This window comes from Serratia sp. BW106, from assembly GCF_002607755.1.
In the GTDB taxonomy this organism is placed as follows: Bacteria; Pseudomonadota; Gammaproteobacteria; order Enterobacterales; family Enterobacteriaceae; genus Serratia; species Serratia proteamaculans.
In genome coordinates this window covers 1-16,841 of the sequence record NZ_MCGS01000033.1, presented here as the reverse complement: position 1 = coordinate 16,841, position 16,841 = coordinate 1, and the positions used below count along the sequence as shown (strand labels likewise).

General features: G+C 55.5%; 15 protein-coding genes. 11 read left to right on the top strand and 4 right to left on the bottom strand.

Features of this window, described 5'->3' with window-relative positions; all coding sequences use genetic code 11:
- Nucleotides 1-335: 335 nt before the first annotated feature.
- The gene (gene icd / locus BEI65_RS20305; RefSeq protein ID WP_099064850.1) at nt 336-1,589 is read right to left on the bottom strand and encodes an NADP-dependent isocitrate dehydrogenase; all 1,254 of its coding nucleotides are present in this window, start codon (nt 1,587-1,589) and stop codon (nt 336-338) included.
- A 132-nt stretch (nt 1,590-1,721) separates the two neighbouring features.
- Between icd and rluE the strand changes: the two genes are divergently transcribed.
- The 5 genes from rluE to purB all read left to right on the top strand — a co-directional run bounded on the left by rluE (nt 1,722) and on the right by purB (nt 6,050).
- A complete protein-coding gene (gene rluE / locus BEI65_RS20300; protein WP_099064849.1) occupies nt 1,722-2,348 on the top strand; it encodes a 23S rRNA pseudouridine(2457) synthase RluE in 627 nt (208 codons plus the stop codon).
- 34 nt (nt 2,349-2,382) lie between these two features.
- Entirely contained in the window at nt 2,383-2,829 is a 447-nt protein-coding gene (locus tag BEI65_RS20295; protein WP_099064848.1) for an NUDIX hydrolase, read from the top strand.
- Between the two features lie 95 nt (nt 2,830-2,924).
- On the top strand, nt 2,925-4,028 hold the full coding sequence (gene mnmA / locus BEI65_RS20290) for a tRNA 2-thiouridine(34) synthase MnmA (RefSeq protein WP_017892507.1): 1,104 nt from the start codon (nt 2,925-2,927) through the stop codon (nt 4,026-4,028).
- Nucleotides 4,029-4,030: 2 nt separating this feature from the next.
- Nucleotides 4,031-4,657 (top strand): high frequency lysogenization protein HflD, encoded by a 627-nt coding sequence (gene hflD / locus BEI65_RS20285; protein ID WP_085116342.1) that lies wholly within the window; start codon nt 4,031-4,033, stop codon nt 4,655-4,657.
- Between the two features lie 22 nt (nt 4,658-4,679).
- Nucleotides 4,680-6,050 carry an adenylosuccinate lyase gene (gene purB, locus BEI65_RS20280; RefSeq protein WP_099064847.1) on the top strand — a complete coding sequence of 457 codons (1,371 nt, stop codon included), beginning with the start codon at nt 4,680-4,682 and terminating at the stop codon, nt 6,048-6,050.
- Between the two features lie 51 nt (nt 6,051-6,101).
- Here the strand turns inward: purB and BEI65_RS20275 are convergent, their stop codons facing one another.
- The 3 genes from BEI65_RS20275 to BEI65_RS20265 all read right to left on the bottom strand — a co-directional run bounded on the left by BEI65_RS20275 (nt 6,102) and on the right by BEI65_RS20265 (nt 8,929).
- Nucleotides 6,102-6,803, bottom strand: coding sequence for a GNAT family N-acetyltransferase (locus BEI65_RS20275; protein WP_099064846.1), 702 nt, complete (start codon nt 6,801-6,803; stop codon nt 6,102-6,104).
- A gap of 20 nt (nt 6,804-6,823) precedes the next feature.
- Entirely contained in the window at nt 6,824-7,276 is a 453-nt protein-coding gene (locus BEI65_RS20270; RefSeq protein ID WP_085116335.1) for a GNAT family N-acetyltransferase, read from the bottom strand.
- A 141-nt stretch (nt 7,277-7,417) separates the two neighbouring features.
- The gene (locus BEI65_RS20265) at nt 7,418-8,929 is read right to left on the bottom strand and encodes a PLP-dependent aminotransferase family protein (protein ID WP_099064845.1); all 1,512 of its coding nucleotides are present in this window, start codon (nt 8,927-8,929) and stop codon (nt 7,418-7,420) included.
- A gap of 292 nt (nt 8,930-9,221) precedes the next feature.
- Between BEI65_RS20265 and BEI65_RS20260 the strand changes: the two genes are divergently transcribed.
- The 6 genes from BEI65_RS20260 (at nt 9,222) to BEI65_RS20235 (ending at nt 16,806) form a co-directional block, all read left to right on the top strand.
- Nucleotides 9,222-9,938, top strand: coding sequence for a gluconate 2-dehydrogenase subunit 3 family protein (locus BEI65_RS20260; protein ID WP_099064844.1), 717 nt, complete (start codon nt 9,222-9,224; stop codon nt 9,936-9,938).
- On the top strand, nt 9,938-11,719 hold the full coding sequence (locus BEI65_RS20255) for a GMC family oxidoreductase (protein ID WP_099064843.1): 1,782 nt from the start codon (nt 9,938-9,940) through the stop codon (nt 11,717-11,719). Before BEI65_RS20260 ends, BEI65_RS20255 begins: the two co-directional genes overlap by 1 nt.
- Nucleotides 11,720-11,737: 18 nt before the next feature.
- On the top strand, nt 11,738-13,018 hold the full coding sequence (locus BEI65_RS20250; protein ID WP_099064842.1) for a cytochrome c: 1,281 nt from the start codon (nt 11,738-11,740) through the stop codon (nt 13,016-13,018).
- A gap of 322 nt (nt 13,019-13,340) precedes the next feature.
- Entirely contained in the window at nt 13,341-14,012 is a 672-nt protein-coding gene (phoP, locus tag BEI65_RS20245) for a two-component system response regulator PhoP (RefSeq protein WP_020826469.1), read from the top strand.
- A gap of 5 nt (nt 14,013-14,017) precedes the next feature.
- Nucleotides 14,018-15,475, top strand: a complete 1,458-nt coding sequence (gene phoQ / locus BEI65_RS20240) for a two-component system sensor histidine kinase PhoQ (RefSeq protein ID WP_099064865.1) — start codon at nt 14,018-14,020, stop codon at nt 15,473-15,475.
- A 209-nt stretch (nt 15,476-15,684) separates the two neighbouring features.
- Complete coding sequence (locus BEI65_RS20235) at nt 15,685-16,806, top strand: cupin domain-containing protein (protein ID WP_099064841.1); 1,122 nt, start codon at nt 15,685-15,687, stop codon at nt 16,804-16,806.
- Nucleotides 16,807-16,841 lie beyond the last annotated feature (35 nt).

The following is a 16,841-nucleotide window of genomic DNA, read 5'->3' as shown; positions in this document are numbered from 1 at the left end:
AACAGAGCAAAAACAAGTCTAAATCGTTCCAATGAGGTTACCACTCAGCACCAAGCATAAATAAAAATCAATAATTACCTTTATATAACATTTAAGCAACAGGATTTTTCTTAAACCAAGGGAATGTATGAATTTTAACCGGATACTAACCAGATTAGCCGCGGCGGTTTCTATTGCGTCAATCACTACCGGCCTGACAAAATGGCCTGACGTTATGTTCATCTCAAGCTGTGTGATGCTAATAATTTGGCTACATGCTGAATGGGACTGGCGTAAGCGGAAATAAAAAACGGGAGCCATAAGCTCCCGTTTTTATTTCAAACGCTTAAACACAATTACATGTGTTTAACGATAGCGTCGCCAAACTCTGAACATTTCAGCAGCTTAGCGCCTTCCATCAGGCGTTCGAAGTCATAGGTCACGGTCTTGGCAGCGATTGCGCCTTCAGTGCCTTTAACAATCAGGTCAGCCGCTTCGAACCAGCCCATGTGACGTAACATCATTTCTGCAGACAGGATGATGGAACCTGGGTTCACTTTATCCTGACCGGCATACTTAGGTGCAGTGCCGTGGGTGGCTTCGAACAGGGCGCAGTCGGAACCGATGTTGGCGCCAGGTGCGATACCGATACCGCCAACCTGTGCGGCCAGGGCGTCGGAGATGTAGTCACCGTTCAGGTTCATACAGGCGATCACGTCGTATTCAGCCGGACGCAGCAGGATTTGCTGCAGGAAGGCATCGGCGATCACGTCTTTAACCACGATCTCTTTACCGGTGTTCGGGTTCTTGATTTTCAGCCATGGACCGCCGTCGATCAGCTCACCGCCGAACTCTTCGCGCGCCAGTTCGTAGCCCCAATCCTTGAAGGCACCTTCGGTGAACTTCATGATGTTGCCTTTGTGAACCAGGGTCACAGAGTCGCGGTCGTTGGTGATAGCGTATTCGATCGCTGCACGAACCAGACGTTTGGTCCCTTCTTCAGAGCATGGCTTCACGCCGATACCGCATTGCTCTGGGAAGCGGATTTTCTTCACGCCCATTTCGTCGCGCAGGAACTTGATCACTTTGTCTGCTTCAGCAGAACCGGCTTTCCATTCGATACCTGCATAGATGTCTTCGGCGTTTTCGCGGAAGATCACCATGTCGGTCAGCTCTGGGTGTTTAACCGGGCTTGGGGTGCCCTGGTAGTAACGCACCGGACGCAGACACACGTACAGGTCCAGTTGCTGGCGCAGGGCCACGTTCAGGGAGCGAATACCGCCACCGACTGGGGTAGTCAGCGGGCCTTTGATGGCAACGCGGTAGTCACGGATCAGATCCAGGGTTTCTTCCGGCAGCCACACGTCTTTCCCGTAAACGTGAGTGGATTTTTCACCGGTGTAGATTTCCATCCAGGAGATTTTACGTTCGCCGTGGTAGGCCTTTTTCACTGCTGCATCAACCACGTGAATCATAGCAGGGGTAACGTCAACGCCAATGCCGTCGCCTTCGATAAACGGAATGATCGGGTTATTCGGAACAACCAGTTTACCCTGGGCATCGACCGTAATCTTTTTACCTTCTGCCGGAACAACTACTTTGCTTTCCATCAACCTCTCCTTCAAGCGCAATTTTTGTTAATGCTTTGTAAGATGCGTGTAGATACTACTGGAATTTTCTGTCCGCGCCAATCCGAAACGGATTCGGTTATAATGCGCCTATCATCCGTAATCTCAACTGTTATGAAAAAATTCCCTGTTAGAAATCACAAAGTTAAACGATTCAGCCCGCCTGATGCCGCCAAACCCGCTGTAGCACAAGGGCCGCGTCGCGTGGTGTTATTCAACAAGCCCTTCGATGTGTTACCCCAATTTACCGATGAGGCCGGCCGCACCACGCTGAAAGAATTCATTCCTTTTCCCGATGTTTATGCCGCAGGACGCCTGGATCGCGATAGCGAAGGATTATTGGTGTTAACCAATGACGGCAAACTGCAGGCACAGCTCACCCAACCGGGCAAGCGTACCGGTAAGGTGTATTACGTGCAGGTCGAGGGTGCACCGCAGGACAGCGATTTGGCTCCCTTGCGCAGCAGTGTCACGCTCAAAGACGGCCCGACCCTGCCGGCTGGCGTGGAGTTGGTCGCCGAACCACAATGGCTGTGGCCGCGCAATCCACCGATCCGCGAGCGCAAATCAATCCCGACGGCCTGGCTGAAAATCACCCTGTACGAAGGGCGAAACCGTCAGGTACGTCGCATGACTGCACATATCGGCTTTCCTACCCTGCGGCTGATTCGCTACAGTATGGGTAATCTTTCATTGGGAGAACTGCAACCCGGTGAATGGAAAACCCTTGATTCGCTGTAATCAGTCCGCCAAGCCGCCGTTGTAAGGGGTCGCCATGTTTAAACCACACGTTACCGTTGCCTGCGTGGTTCACGCCGCCGGCAAGTTCTTGATTGTCGAAGAGACTATCAACCATAAGGCGCTCTGGAACCAGCCGGCCGGTCATCTTGAGGCCGACGAAACCCTGGTGCAGGCCGCCGAACGCGAACTGTGGGAAGAAACCGGCATCCGCGCCACGCCGCAGTCATTCCTCAAGCTGCACCAGTGGATCGCGCCGGACAACACGCCGTTCCTGCGTTTTTGCTTTGTGATTGAGCTGGAACAGCCGTTGCCGACCGAGCCGCACGACAGCGATATCGACCGCTGCCTGTGGTTGAGCGCCGACGAGATTTTACAGGCACCCAACCTGCGTTCCGCGCTGGTAGCGGAAAGCCTACGTTGTTATCAGCAGCCGGAGCGCTACCCGCTATCACTGGTCAGCAGCTATAACTGGCCATTTTGAGATGAATAAGTGCCGTGCGCCGACGAGGCCAACGTGGTAAAATCCTGCGCTTGTTTTTTATCAGCACGGTTAGTGTTCAAGTTCGCGAGATCCCCATGTCAGACAACAGCCAGAAAAAAGTAATCGTCGGTATGTCCGGCGGCGTCGACTCTTCCGTTACTGCCTATCTGTTACAGCAACAGGGCTATCAGGTCGCTGGGCTGTTTATGAAGAACTGGGAAGAAGACGATGACGAAGAATACTGCTCCGCAGCGACCGATCTGGCCGATGCGCAGGCGGTGTGCGACAAACTCGGCATCGAACTGCATACGGTGAATTTCGCGGCAGAGTACTGGGACAACGTGTTTGAGCTGTTCCTTGAAGAGTACAAGGCCGGCCGCACGCCGAACCCGGACATCCTGTGTAATAAAGAAATCAAATTCAAAGCCTTCCTGGAATTCGCCGCAGAAGATCTGGGAGCCGACTTTATCGCCACCGGCCACTACGTGCGCCGCCAGGACGTGGACGGCAAAAGCCGTCTGCTGCGCGGAGTCGACGGCAACAAAGACCAGAGCTACTTCCTCTACACCCTGAGCCACGAGCAGGTCGCACAAAGCCTGTTCCCGGTCGGTGAGTTGGAAAAACCGGAGGTGCGCCGCATCGCCGAACAGCTGGAGCTGGTCACCGCCAAGAAAAAAGACTCCACCGGCATCTGCTTTATCGGTGAGCGCAAATTCCGCGACTTCCTCGGCCGTTACCTGCCTGCGCAGCCGGGCCCGATTGTTAGCGTCGACGGTCAGACCGTCGGTGAACATCAGGGTCTGATGTACCACACCCTGGGGCAACGCAAAGGGCTGGGCATCGGCGGCATGAAAGACAGCAGCGAAGATCCGTGGTACGTGGTGGACAAAGACGTCGCCAACAACGTACTGGTGGTCGCGCAGGGGCATGAGCACCCGCGTCTGATGTCCGTCGGGCTGATCGCGCAACAACTGCATTGGGTTGATCGCCTGCCGCTGAGCGGGCCGTTCCGCTGTACGGTGAAAACCCGTTATCGCCAGCAGGATATTCCTTGCACCGTCACCCCGCTTGACGAACAACGCATCGAAGTGCGTTTCGACGAGCCGGTTGCCGCAGTCACCCCAGGCCAGTCAGCCGTGTTCTATCAGGATGAAATCTGCCTCGGCGGCGGCATTATTGAACAGCGTTTACAGGAGTAATCGTGGCGAAGAATTATTATGACATTACGCTGGCGATGGCCGGGATCAGCCAGACCGCACGTCTGGTTCAGCAGTTGGCACACGAAGGCCAATGCGATCGCGAGGCCATGAATATCTCGCTGAGCAGCCTGCTGCAGATGGATCCTCCTTCCACGCTGGCGGTGTTCGGCGGTGAAGAACGCAATCTGAAAATGGGTCTTGAGACGCTGATGGGCGTCCTCAATGCCAACAATAAAGGCCTGGCCGCCGAGCTGACCCGCTACACCATCAGCCTGATGGTGCTGGAGCGTAAGCTCAATGCCAATAAGCAGGCGATGAACCAGCTTGGCGAACGCCTCGGCCAGCTTGAGCGTCAACTGGCGCATTTTGATCTGGAATCAGACACTATTATCAGCGCGCTGGCCGGCATTTATGTCGACGTGGTCAGCCCGCTCGGGCCGCGCATCCAGGTGACCGGTTCACCGGCAATCCTGCAAAATCCGCAGGTGCAGGCCAAAGTTCGCGCCACATTGCTGGCCGGCATTCGTGCCGCCGTGCTGTGGCAACAGGTTGGCGGCAGCCGCCTGCAGTTAATGTTTTCCCGTAATCGTCTGTTTAAACAGGCGCAAAATATCGTTGCTCATTGTTAATAGATCCCAGGAGTTGCTACCGATGGAATTATCCTCACTGACCGCCGTTTCACCCGTTGATGGACGCTACGGTGATAAAGTCAGCGCACTGCGCACCATTTCCAGCGAGTACGGTCTGCTGAAATTCCGTGTGCAGGTTGAAGTACGTTGGCTGCAAAAACTGGCCGCCTGCGCAGAAATCAAGGAAGTTCCGGCTTTTGACGCCGACGCAAACGCTTTCCTCGACAAGATCGTCGCAGAGTTCAGCGAAGAAGACGCGCAGCGTATCAAGACTATCGAACGCACCACCAACCACGACGTGAAAGCGGTTGAGTATTTCCTGAAGGAGAAAGTGGAAGCGGTCCCTGCCCTGCAGGCGGTGTCCGAGTTTATCCACTTTGCCTGTACCTCCGAAGACATCAACAACCTGTCGCACGCGCTGATGCTGCAAACGGCACGTCAGGATGTGGTGCTGCCGTACTGGCGTAAAATCATCGATTCGATCAAGGGTCTGGCGCTGGAATACCGCGACATTCCGCTGCTGTCCCGTACCCACGGCCAGCCTGCCACCCCGTCCACCGTCGGTAAAGAGTTCGCCAACGTGGCCTACCGGATGGAACGTCAGTTCCGTCAGTTTGAACGCGTAGAAATCATGGGTAAAATCAACGGTGCGGTCGGCAACTATAACGCCCACATCGTCGCTTACCCAGAAGTGGACTGGCATGTCTTCAGCGAAGAGTTCGTCACCTCGCTGGGCATCACCTGGAACCCGTACACCACTCAGATCGAGCCGCACGACTATATCGCCGAGCTGTTTGACTGCGTAGCGCGTTTCAACACCATTCTGATCGACTTCGACCGTGACGTTTGGGGTTACATCGCGCTGAATCATTTCAAGCAGAAGACCATCGCCGGTGAAATCGGTTCTTCCACCATGCCGCACAAGGTTAACCCGATCGACTTCGAAAACTCGGAAGGCAATCTGGGCCTGTCTAACGCGGTACTGGGCCACCTGGCCAGCAAACTGCCGGTTTCCCGCTGGCAGCGCGACCTGACCGACTCCACCGTGCTGCGTAACCTGGGCGTCGGCCTGGGTTATGCGTTGATCGCCTACCAGGCGACCATGAAAGGCATCAGCAAGCTGGAAGTGAACCAGGCACACCTGCTGGACGAACTGGATCACAACTGGGAAGTGTTGGCCGAGCCGATCCAGACCGTGATGCGCCGTTATGGCATCGAAAAACCCTACGAGAAGCTGAAAGAGCTGACCCGCGGCAAGCGCGTGGATGCTGCCGGTATGCAGGCGTTTATCGATGGACTGGCATTGCCGGAAGAAGAGAAAACTCGTCTGAAAGCCATGACCCCGGCTAATTACATTGGCCGCGCCGCGACCATGGTCGATGAACTGAAGTAATCGCTATACTGCTAAAACAAAGAGGCGGCCAAATGGCCGCCTCTTTAACATCTACCCTATCAACTCCTGCAGCCGTTTTTTCTGCTGCCCTTGTGCGTCGAAGTTGTCGGGATCCAGCCACTGCTCAAACCCGGCCCTGATGGTCGGCCAACGGTCGGCAGTTATAGCAAACCAGTCGGTGTCCCGGCTGCGGCCCTTGGTGACCAACGCATATCTGAAAGTGCCTTCATACTTGAAACCGAATCTCGCCGCTGCCTGTTTGGAGGGGGCGTTATGGCTGTCGCACTTCCATTCACAGCGGCGATAACCCAAATCCTCAAACAGGTGTCGCAGCATCAGATAAATCGCTTCGCTGGCGCTGGAGCGCTGCTTCATCGCCGGTGACCAACTGACATGACCCACCTCCGCCACGCCGTTAGCTTCATCGATGCGCATGTAGGCCACCGTCCCGACCGGAGCCTGGCTTGCACGGTCAAACACCGTCAGGTTCACCAGCGTGGCATTCGCCTGCAGGGTGGTCAGATGCTGCAACATCGCCGCCGGGCTGTCCGGCCGCTCTATCGATAAATAGGTCCAGTCCCGGCCATCCGGCGCCTGCTGGAAAGCGCTGAACAAAGCGCCATGATCCCGCTGCGCATCAAGCTGTTTCAGGCGGCAAAATCGCCCGTCGAGCGTCTCGCCGGTTGGGCGTTTCACCACCCGCCAATCGGCTAATGGCTCGCCGACCGGCTGGCCGAATTGATTGATCACCATACCGCCTCCACTACCTGTCGTTAACGTTCGTAAACAACAAACGAAGTTCTTCGACCTATTTTGTCATACAAGGAACGGGCCGGAGCATTATATTCCTGCGTCGTCCAATAAACCCGATCGCTGCCTTTTTCGTCCGCCAACTGATAGGCCTGCTCAAATAATTTTTCGGACACCTTCTTGCCACGCGCCGCTGGCGAAACATAAAGATCTTCAATATAGCAATAACCCACCGAACTCCAGGTGGAAGGATGGAATATCAGGTTCATTAATCCCAATAAATTGCCGTCTTTATCCTCTGCCACCAGGCCATAAACCTGCGGATCCTCACATAAACGTCCAAAGGTGTGATCGGTGACCTGCGGCTTAATATCCGCGCGATAAAAATGAAGATACCCTTGCCAAAGATCTAACCACTGGGGTTTATCAGCGTTTTGTAATTTACGAATTGTCACTTCATTGTGTACTGGGAGCATAATGCCTCTCTGGTTTTAAGCTGTTATTTCCAGAGGAGAAATAACGGAATACCAGCAGGATACACCGGCCAATGCCCACTGAATACAGACCAATCAACAACAGCGGGCAGACCAATTCCAACGAACACACCCTGTTCAGATCTATTCTGGAAGCGTGCTGAAAATCGATGATAACTTTTTGATAAATTTTACAATTTCGTCCGGAGCATAGGCCGCAAAGCCGAATACCAACGCGCCTTCGCCCGGCGGGTTGGTATAAAAATCAATCAATCCATAGACCTTCATCCCCTGCGCAGCAGCAGCCTGGATCAACTGCCGTTCGGTTGCCGCGTCCGCCAGCGGGCAAACCAGTTGCAGCCCCCCCTGTGGCAACCGCGGTTGAGTCCAGGGGGCAAGATACTGATGCACCGCCGTATGTAAAATCTCCAGTCGGGCCTGATATATCTTGCGCATATTTCTTAAATGTTCGGCATAAAAATCGTCATTGATAAATTTGAATAACGTCATCTGTGGCAGTGCCGAAGTATAACCATCCTGGAATTGTTTAGCCGCCACCATAGGGGGAATTAATTGCGGCGGAACAATAAGAAAGCCAATGCGTAACCCCGGGAACAGACTTTTACTAAAAGTACCGATATATAACGTACGTTGGTACTGATCCAGCCCCTGTAATGATGCGGTGGTCAACCCGTTATAATTGAACTCGGAATCGTAATCATCTTCAATAATCCAGGCTTTTTCACGATGCGCCCACGCTAATAGTTTCAGTCTTCTTTCAATGCTGAGCGAATATCCCAGAGGGTAATGATGAGAAGGGGTGATATAAACGCCCCGCCCGCCCTCTTTGGTCTGAACCAACTTATCGATATCCATACCCAATTGATCCACCCCAATCGGCTGAGCGATTAAGCCCGCCGACTGAACCAGTTTTTTCGCGCCCTGATACCCGGGCTCTTCAACAAACACCCGGTCACCGGGATTAAACAGCACCTGGGTACACAGCGAGAGCGCCTGCTGGGAACTGGTCACCACGATCACCTGCTCAGCACTGGCCTTAACGCCCCTTTCCCGGCGCAGATACTCGATAATTTCCTCTCTCAACTCCACCAGTCCCTGAGGATCGGCATAGCCCAACAGGCGTTCGGCCCCCAGGCGCACCGCCTGCCTTTCCAGTTGCAGCCAGCTATCGATAGGGAACAAGCGCAAGTCGGGCATTGAGGGGGTCAATGAGCCGCTGCGGCGGGTATGTGGAGCATGGGCAGCAATCAGCAGGGAGCGGCCGTGTGCACTCAGCTCCCGCTCCACCAACAGGGCATGACCCGTATGGTCGACCGCCAGCAGTTCACGACCGATCAGGGTGTCTTGCTGGTAACTGACGAAGCTGCCGCGCCCAACGGCACGGGCAATGTAGCCCTCCGCTTCCAACTGGCCATAGGTCAGTTCGACGGTATCGCGAGAAATAGCCAGTTGAGCCGCCAGAACCCGGCTGGGCGGCAGTTTGGCCAGGTAACACAGCTCGCCCGCCGTCACCTGCTGTTTGATCGTCAGGTGCAGCGCCGCCTTACGCGTCATCCCCTGTCGTAAATGCTGATTAAAGCTTGCCTGTATCGCCTCTGTCGAAACGCCCTGTTGGCTGTCACTGCTGTGTTTCATGCTGCTCCGGATCAGAGGTCCGCCGTGTCTCCGGAGAATAAACCGGTAACGGAGATGTTGGTTAATTGATCTAAATCAATCTAGTTGTGAACAAAATGTTTTGAAACAGATCATCCGTTGTTTGATTTACAGCGCCAGCCCTACACTAATACAACCATACCAGTAGCTTGCTACTAATGTGGTTGTCTACTTTATTACCCGTCCCCGCCTGTTTACCGCTGCTGGATAGCAGCGGCGTTGGCCGGTATTGCCAACGCGGGCATTTATTGTGAAGCATGTTCAAGGTGGAATTATGTCACAACAGCACAACTCTTCGCCGCCCCGGCGTAACTTTCTCAAAAAAAACCTGGCGTTGATCCCGCTGGCCGCCGCCGGCAGCAGCATTCTGGCACTGGATGCCAAGGCTGCCCCCGCTGCCGGCGTATCGGAGCACTACGTTCCGGTCTATTTCAACGCAGATGAATGGCGTTTTCTGCTGGCGGCCTGCGATCGGCTGATCCCCACTGACGATAACGGCCCAGGCGCAGTCGATCAGGGCGTGCCGGTGTTTATCGATAGGCAAATGGAAGCCCCCTACGGCCACGGCGGCTTATGGTATATGCACCCACCATTCGTTCCTTCCCCGCCGCAACTGGGCTATCAGTCCAAGCTGACGCCACGCGAAACCTACCGAATCGGCATCCGCGAAGTCAATGCGCACTGCCAGCAACAGTTCCAAAAAGGGTTTGCCGATCTCGATCACGCCGAGCAGGAACAACTGCTGGCGGCGCTGGAGCACGGCCAACTGGATTCCGAAGACCTGCCCGGCAAGGCGTTTTTCGACCAGTTGCTCACCAACACCAAAGAGGGCTACCTGGCCGATCCGGTGCATGGCGGTAACCAGACGCTGGCGTCATGGAAAATGATCGGTTTCCCCGGCGCACGTGCGGATTACACCGACTGGGCCAATCGCCCCAATCAGCCTTATCCCCTCGGGCCGGTCAGTATCTCAAGCAAAAGGAATGCATAATGAGCGCAATCAAGAAGCCAGCGGTAGACGTGGTCATCGTCGGATTTGGCTGGACCGGCGCCATCATGGGGATGGAGTTAACCGAAAGTGGGCTTAGCGTGTTGGCACTGGAGCGTGGTGAACAGCGTGATACTTATCCGGACTTCGCCTATCCGCGCATTGCCGATGAACTGACCTATGGCATTCGCATGAAACTGATGCAACCGATGGCCAACGAGACGGTCACGGTACGTCACACCCCGGCAGAATTTGCCGTGCCCTACCGTCAACTGGGTTCCTTTTTGCCGGGCAACGGCGTCGGCGGTGCCGGTGTGCACTGGAACGGCATGCATTGGCGCGCTTTGCCGTCCGACCTGAAGCTGCACACCACCCTCACCGAAAAATACGGTGCCAAGTGGATCCCGGAAGGCATGACGCTGCAGGACTACCCGTTGAGCTATCAGGAGCTGGAACCCTACTTCGACAAGTTCGAAAAGGTCTGCGGCACGGCGGGTAAAGCCGGTAATCTGCGCGGGCAAATCATCAAGGGCGGCAATCCGTTCGAGGGACCACGTAACAGCGAATACCCCACGCCGTCGCTGAAGCCGCTTTACTCCGGTTCGCTGTTTGGCACCGCGGCCGAGTCGCTGGGTTATCACCCCTTCAACGTGCCCGCCGCCAACTGCTCCGTCCCCTACACCAATCCCTACGGCGTCCAGCTCGGTCCCTGCAACTACTGCGGCTACTGCGAACGCTTCGGCTGCTTTATGTATTCCAAAGCGTCACCACAGAGCACCATCCTGCCGGTGCTGACCCAACGTAAAAACTTTGAGCTACGCACCCAGTCGCAGGTGATCAAAGTGAATCTGGACAGCAGCGGCAAGAAAGCCACCGGCGTGACCTATATCAACGCCCAGGGACAAGAGGTGGAGCAACCGGCCGATCTGGTGATCCTCAGCGCCTTCCAGTTGCATAACGTCCGCCTGTTACTACTGTCCGGCATCGGTAAACCTTATAACCCGGTGACCGGGGAAGGCGTGGTCGGCAAGAATTACGCCTACCAGATGAACAGCGGTATTTCGCTGTTTTACGATAAGGATACCCACTTCAATCCGTTTATCGGTGCTGGCGCCGCCGGTATGGTGATCGACAATATGAACGGGGAGAACTTCGATCATAGCGGCTTGGGATTCATCGGTGGGGCTTACATCTCCGCCACCCGCACCGGGGGCCGACCGTTGCAGCAAATGACGCTGCCGCCGGGCACACCCGGTTGGGGCAGCGGCTGGAAACAGGGCATCAAGGATAACTATTTGCACAGCATGAGCCTCGGCTCCGAAGGCTCGGTGATGCCTTACCGCGATTGCTATCTGGATCTGGATCCTACCTACAAGGACGGCTACGGCCTGCCGCTGCTGCTGCGTATGACGTTTGACTGGAAAGAGAATGAGATCAAAATGACCCAGCACATCACCAGCAAAATGGTGGATATCGCCAACGTCATGAAGCCCAAACAGATGTCGGTATCGGTGATGAAAGCCGGCGATCATTACGACGTGCGGCCTTATCAGTCAACCCACACCACCGGCGGTGCCATTACCGGCGATAACCCAGCCACCAGCGTGGTGAATAAATACCTGCAATGCTGGGACGTGCCAAACGTGTTTGTCACCGGTGCCTGCGCCTTTCCGCAGAACCTGGCCTATAACCCCACCGGCATTGTCGGCGCGCTGGCCTACTACTCGGCCGAGGCGATCCGCACTCAGTATCTGAAAAACCCCGGTCCTCTGGTTCAGGCCTGATAGCATAAGGAGCTTCACATGAAAGGACTTACTCCCTCGCTGTTGGCGCTGTTGATGCTGGGTGCTACCACGGTACAGGCAACTGACGACCCACAATTGGCGGCCCGGCTGCAACACGGGGAATACCTGGCGCGCGCCGGTGACTGTGCCGCCTGTCATACCGGCCCCAGCGGCGTACCCTTTGCCGGCGGTCTGAAAATGACCACTCCGGTCGGTGCCATCTACTCCACCAACATTACGCCGGACAAACAAACCGGCATCGGCGAATACAGTCTGCAGGAATTCAGTGACGCCTTGCGCAAAGGTATCGCTCGCGACGGGACCCGGCTCTACCCGGCGATGCCCTATCCCTCGTTCGCCAAAATCAGTGATGGGGACGTTCGCGATCTGTACCTGTATTTTACCCGGCAAGTTAGGCCTGTGGCTCAGCCCAATAAAGACAGTGACATTCCCTGGCCGCTGAATATGCGCTGGCCGCTGGCCATGTGGAATCTGGCGTTTCGCGAAGATGGCGCCTATCGACCGGATACCACACAAAGCCTCGACTGGAACCGCGGTGCCTATTTGGTCCAGGGGCTGGGCCACTGCGGCTCCTGCCATACGCCGCGCGGTATTGGCTTCCAGGAAAAAGCGCTCAACCAGAGTGACGACGCCTATCTGAGTGGTGGCACACTGGAAGGCTGGCATGCCACCAACCTGCGCGCGGATGCGGTAACTGGCCTGGGCAAATGGAGCACGGAAGATATCACCCGCTTCCTGAAAACCGGCCATACCCCCCGTTTCGCCGCTTTCGGTGCAATGGTTGACGTGGTACAGGACAGTACTCAGTCCCTGAGCGATGCCGATTTGCGTGCCATCGCTGTTTATCTGCAATCCTTGTCGGCCGGCAATAAGGAAAAACCGCTGATGCAGGACGGTGGCTCGGCCAAAATGCTGTTAAACGGTGATGTCAGCCGCCCGGGTGCCCAAACCTATCTGGATAACTGCGCCGCTTGTCACCGCAGCGACGGCCAGGGCTATCGCGACACCTTCCCACAGTTGGCGCACAACCCGGCGCTGTTAAGTGATGATCCGTCCTCGCTGATCAGTATTATCCTCAACGGCTCCCGCACGCCAGTCACCGTCGGCGCGCCCACCGGGTTGACCATGCCGGACTTTGGCTGGCGCCTGAACGACGAGCAGATTGCTCAACTCGCCACTTTTGTGCGCAGCAGCTGGGGCAACGATGCACCGGCGGTAACCGCCGCTCAGGTACAGGAAATCCGCAAAAACAGCGTCAGTAAACCGACCCAGCCTTAAATACTTCAGGGGCCCGGAATCGGGGGCCCCTCTCCCCACCTCGCAGCCTCTCTCGTTTAAGTTTGGTTTAACTTTGCCTCCGCATTGTTTATCCAGCGTTTATTTGATGTTGCCGATAATGACCACGCACCGAAAATCGATAGCGCTATTTCCTGCCAAGGCTCTGCGTCCCTTGCGGTAACAGCCGGTTATACCTACCATAACGTCAATATAACGATCAGATGGCCTAGGTTGTCGCACGCTATCCCTCACACGCCAAGAGCGTGTTACCTTTACAGCGTGGGTGACAGGATGTTCACCCGCCGATTTACAGGAGTCTGCCATGCGAGTACTGGTTGTTGAAGATAACGGTTTATTGCGCCACCACCTCTCCGTACAGATGCGTGAAATGGGCCACCAGGTTGATGCAGCAGAAGATGCCAAGGAAGCCGACTATTTCCTGCAGGAACATGCGCCGGACATCGCGATTGTCGATCTCGGCCTGCCGGGTGAAGACGGCCTGAGCCTGATCCGCCGCTGGCGTGCCCACCAAATGAAATTGCCTATTCTGGTGCTGACCGCACGCGAAAGCTGGCAGGACAAAGTGGCGGTGCTGGAAGCCGGTGCCGACGACTACGTCACCAAGCCGTTTCATTTGGAAGAAGTGATTGCCCGCATGCAGGCGCTGATGCGCCGTAACAGTGGCCTGGCTTCCCAGGTGATCGTCTTGCCGCCGTTCCAGATCGACCTTTCGCGTCGCGAGCTGAGCGTCAACGAACAGCAAATCAAACTGACGGCGTTTGAATACACCATTATCGAAACCTTAATCCGCAACGCCGGCAAAGTGGTCAGTAAAGACTCGCTGATGCTGCAACTGTATCCGGATGCCGAACTGCGCGAAAGCCACACTATTGACGTACTGATGGGCCGTTTGCGTAAAAAGCTGCAGGCCGAATACCCACAGGAAGTGATCACCACGGTTCGTGGCCAGGGCTATCGTTTTGATGCGAAGTGAACATGATGTTCAACAAAGATAAAAAGCCGTTTTCACTACGCGCCCGCTTTTTGATGGCCACCGCCGGGGTGATCCTGGCGCTGTCGCTGTCCTATGGTCTGGTCGCGGTCGTGGGGTATATCGTCAGTTTCGACAAAACCGCCTTCCGCCTGCTGCGTGGCGAAAGCAATCTGTTCTTCAGCCTGGCCCAGTGGAAAGACAACAAACTCACCATCGCCATTCCGCCCGATATCGATCTCAACTTCCCTACCCTGGTGTTTATTTACGATGATAAGGGCAAGCTGCTGTGGAGCCAGCGCCAGGTGCCGGAGCTGGAAAAACGCATCAATAAAGAGTGGCTGGAAGAGTCAGGTTTCTACGAAATTGACACCGATACCCGCATCAGTAGCGAAGTCCTGGGTAACAACCCCAAGGCGCAGGATCAGCTCAAAGACTATGACGACAACGACCAGAATGCGCTGACCCACTCGGTAGCGGTCAACACCTACGCGGCGACACCACGGTTACCCGCGTTGAGTATCGTGGTGGTCGATACCATTCCACAGGAGCTGCAGCGTTCCGACGTGGTATGGGAATGGTTCAGCTATGTGTTGCTGGCTAACCTGCTGTTGGTGGTCCCCTTGCTGTGGCTGGCGGCCTACTGGAGTTTGCGGCCAATCAAGGCGCTGGTGAGTCAGGTCGGCGAACTGGAGAACGGTGAACGAGAACAGCTCGACGAAAATCCCCCCAGCGAGCTACGCGGACTGGTACGCAATCTGAATATTCTGGTGCGCAACGAGCGCCAGCGCTACACCAAATATCGCACCACGCTTTCCGATCTGACCCACAGCCTGAAGACGCCATTGGCGGTGCTGCAAACCACCCTGCGCTCACTGCGTACCGGCAAGCAAACCACCATCGAGGAGGTCGAGCCGATCATGCTGGATCAGATCAGCCGTATCTCCCAGCAAATCGGCTACTACCTGCACCGCGCCAGCATCAATTCGGGACAAACGGTGCTGACACGTGAGATCCATTCGGTACCGGCCCTGCTGGATAGCCTGAATGTGGCACTGAACAAGGTCTATCAGCGTAAAGGCGTGGTGATCACCCTGGATATTTCGCCGGAAGTGACCTTTATGGGGGAAAAGAACGACTTTATGGAAGTGATGGGCAATGTGCTGGAAAACGCCTGTAAATACTGCCTGGAATTCGTTGAAATCACCTCTCTGCACTCCGATAAATACCTCACTATCGTCATCGACGACGACGGTCCGGGCATTCCGGAAAGCAAGCGCGAGCTGATCTTCCAGCGCGGTCAACGGGTAGACACATTGCGCCCGGGTCAGGGCCTGGGATTGTCGGTAGCGGCGGAGATTATTGAGCAGTACGACGGCTCCATTACCATCAGCGACAGTCCACTGGGCGGAGCCCGCATGCAGGTCACTTTCGCTCGTCAGCACGATTCCCACCATAACGAGTAAATTCTGTTGTTAAGGCCCCGCTCCACGGGGCCAAACTTCCGTTATATACTCTAAATAATTCGAATTGCATTGCGGCGGCAAGTGAGCAAAGCCCGATGAGCTTACTAAAGTAAGTGATTCAGGTGAGCAAGCGTAGCCAACAAAGATGCAGTTTGAAGAATGATGAGTATAATCGCTCTCAGACTCACTCCACTCTCCTGGAATAGAACATGGATTATCAATTAGATCTGGACTGGAACGATTTTTTGCAACGTTATTGGCAAAAGCGTCCGGTGATTCTGAAGCGCGGCTTCAAAAACTTTATCGATCCGATCTCCCCGGATGAGCTGGCTGGGCTGGCGATGGAAAACGAAGTGGATAGCCGTTTGGTCAGCCACCAGGACGGCCGCTGGCAGGTTGCGCACGGTCCCTTTGAGAGCTTTGACCACCTGAGCGAGAACAACTGGTCGCTGCTGGTGCAGGCGGTGGATCACTGGCATGAGCCTTCCAGCGCGCTGATGCGCCCGTTCCGCCAACTGCCGGACTGGCGGATGGACGATCTGATGATTTCGTTCTCGGTCCCGGGCGGCGGCGTAGGTCCGCACCTCGATCAGTACGACGTCTTTATCATTCAGGGCACCGGCCGCCGTCGCTGGCGTGTGGGCGACAAAGTGCCGATGAAGCAGCTTTGCCCGCATCCTGACCTGCTGCAGGTTGAACCTTTCGACGCCATTATCGATGAAGAAATGGAACCGGGCGATATTCTGTATATTCCGCCGGGCTTCCCGCATGAAGGTTACGCGCTGGAAAACGCACTGAATTATTCCGTAGGCTTCCGCGCTCCCAACGGTCGTGAATTGATCAGTGGTTTTGCCGACCACGTGCTGGCACGCGAGCTGGGCAGCAAACGCTATAGCGATCCAGACATTCAGCTGCGCGAACATCCGGCGCAAGTGCTGCCACAGGAAGTCGACGCGCTGCGCCAGATGATGCTGGACCTGGTTCAGCAACCGGAACACTTCCAACAGTGGTTCGGTGAGTTTATCTCTCAGACCCGCCACGAACTGGACGCAGCACCGCCAGAGCCACCTTATCAGGCCGGAGAAATCTACGAACTGCTGCAACAGGGTGAACCCTTACAACGCCTGGGCGGCCTGCGCGTATTGCGCGTCGGTGACCAGTGCTTTGTGAACGGCGAACTGATGGATACCGAGCATCTGCAGGCTGTCGATGCGATGTGCCAGAACTTCAGCGTTAATGCCGCCCAATTGGGTGACGCGGTGGACGATCCTTCGTTCCTGGCGCTGTTGACCGCACTGATCAACAACGGCTACTGGTATTTTAAAGACTGAAGCTGACAATGTTCTAATAAATATCCTCCGGCATA

Bases quoted from the DNA above. Each gene is read 5' to 3' on its own strand.
- BEI65_RS20260 (WP_099064844.1), top strand. From the start codon at position 9,222: ATGTCACAACAGCACAACTCTTCGCCGCCCCGGCGTAACTTTCTCAAA.
- BEI65_RS20270 (WP_085116335.1), bottom strand. From the start codon at position 7,276: ATGCTCCCAGTACACAATGAAGTGACAATTCGTAAATTACAAAACGCT.
- phoQ (WP_099064865.1), top strand. From the start codon at position 14,018: ATGTTCAACAAAGATAAAAAGCCGTTTTCACTACGCGCCCGCTTTTTG.
- purB (WP_099064847.1), top strand. From the start codon at position 4,680: ATGGAATTATCCTCACTGACCGCCGTTTCACCCGTTGATGGACGCTAC.
- mnmA (WP_017892507.1), top strand. From the start codon at position 2,925: ATGTCAGACAACAGCCAGAAAAAAGTAATCGTCGGTATGTCCGGCGGC.
- phoP (WP_020826469.1), top strand. From the start codon at position 13,341: ATGCGAGTACTGGTTGTTGAAGATAACGGTTTATTGCGCCACCACCTC.
- BEI65_RS20265 (WP_099064845.1), bottom strand. From the start codon at position 8,929: ATGAAACACAGCAGTGACAGCCAACAGGGCGTTTCGACAGAGGCGATA.
- BEI65_RS20275 (WP_099064846.1), bottom strand. From the start codon at position 6,803: ATGGTGATCAATCAATTCGGCCAGCCGGTCGGCGAGCCATTAGCCGAT.
- BEI65_RS20235 (WP_099064841.1), top strand. From the start codon at position 15,685: ATGGATTATCAATTAGATCTGGACTGGAACGATTTTTTGCAACGTTAT.
- BEI65_RS20250 (WP_099064842.1), top strand. From the start codon at position 11,738: ATGAAAGGACTTACTCCCTCGCTGTTGGCGCTGTTGATGCTGGGTGCT.
- BEI65_RS20295 (WP_099064848.1), top strand. From the start codon at position 2,383: ATGTTTAAACCACACGTTACCGTTGCCTGCGTGGTTCACGCCGCCGGC.
- icd (WP_099064850.1), bottom strand. From the start codon at position 1,589: ATGGAAAGCAAAGTAGTTGTTCCGGCAGAAGGTAAAAAGATTACGGTC.
- BEI65_RS20255 (WP_099064843.1), top strand. From the start codon at position 9,938: ATGAGCGCAATCAAGAAGCCAGCGGTAGACGTGGTCATCGTCGGATTT.
- rluE (WP_099064849.1), top strand. From the start codon at position 1,722: ATGAAAAAATTCCCTGTTAGAAATCACAAAGTTAAACGATTCAGCCCG.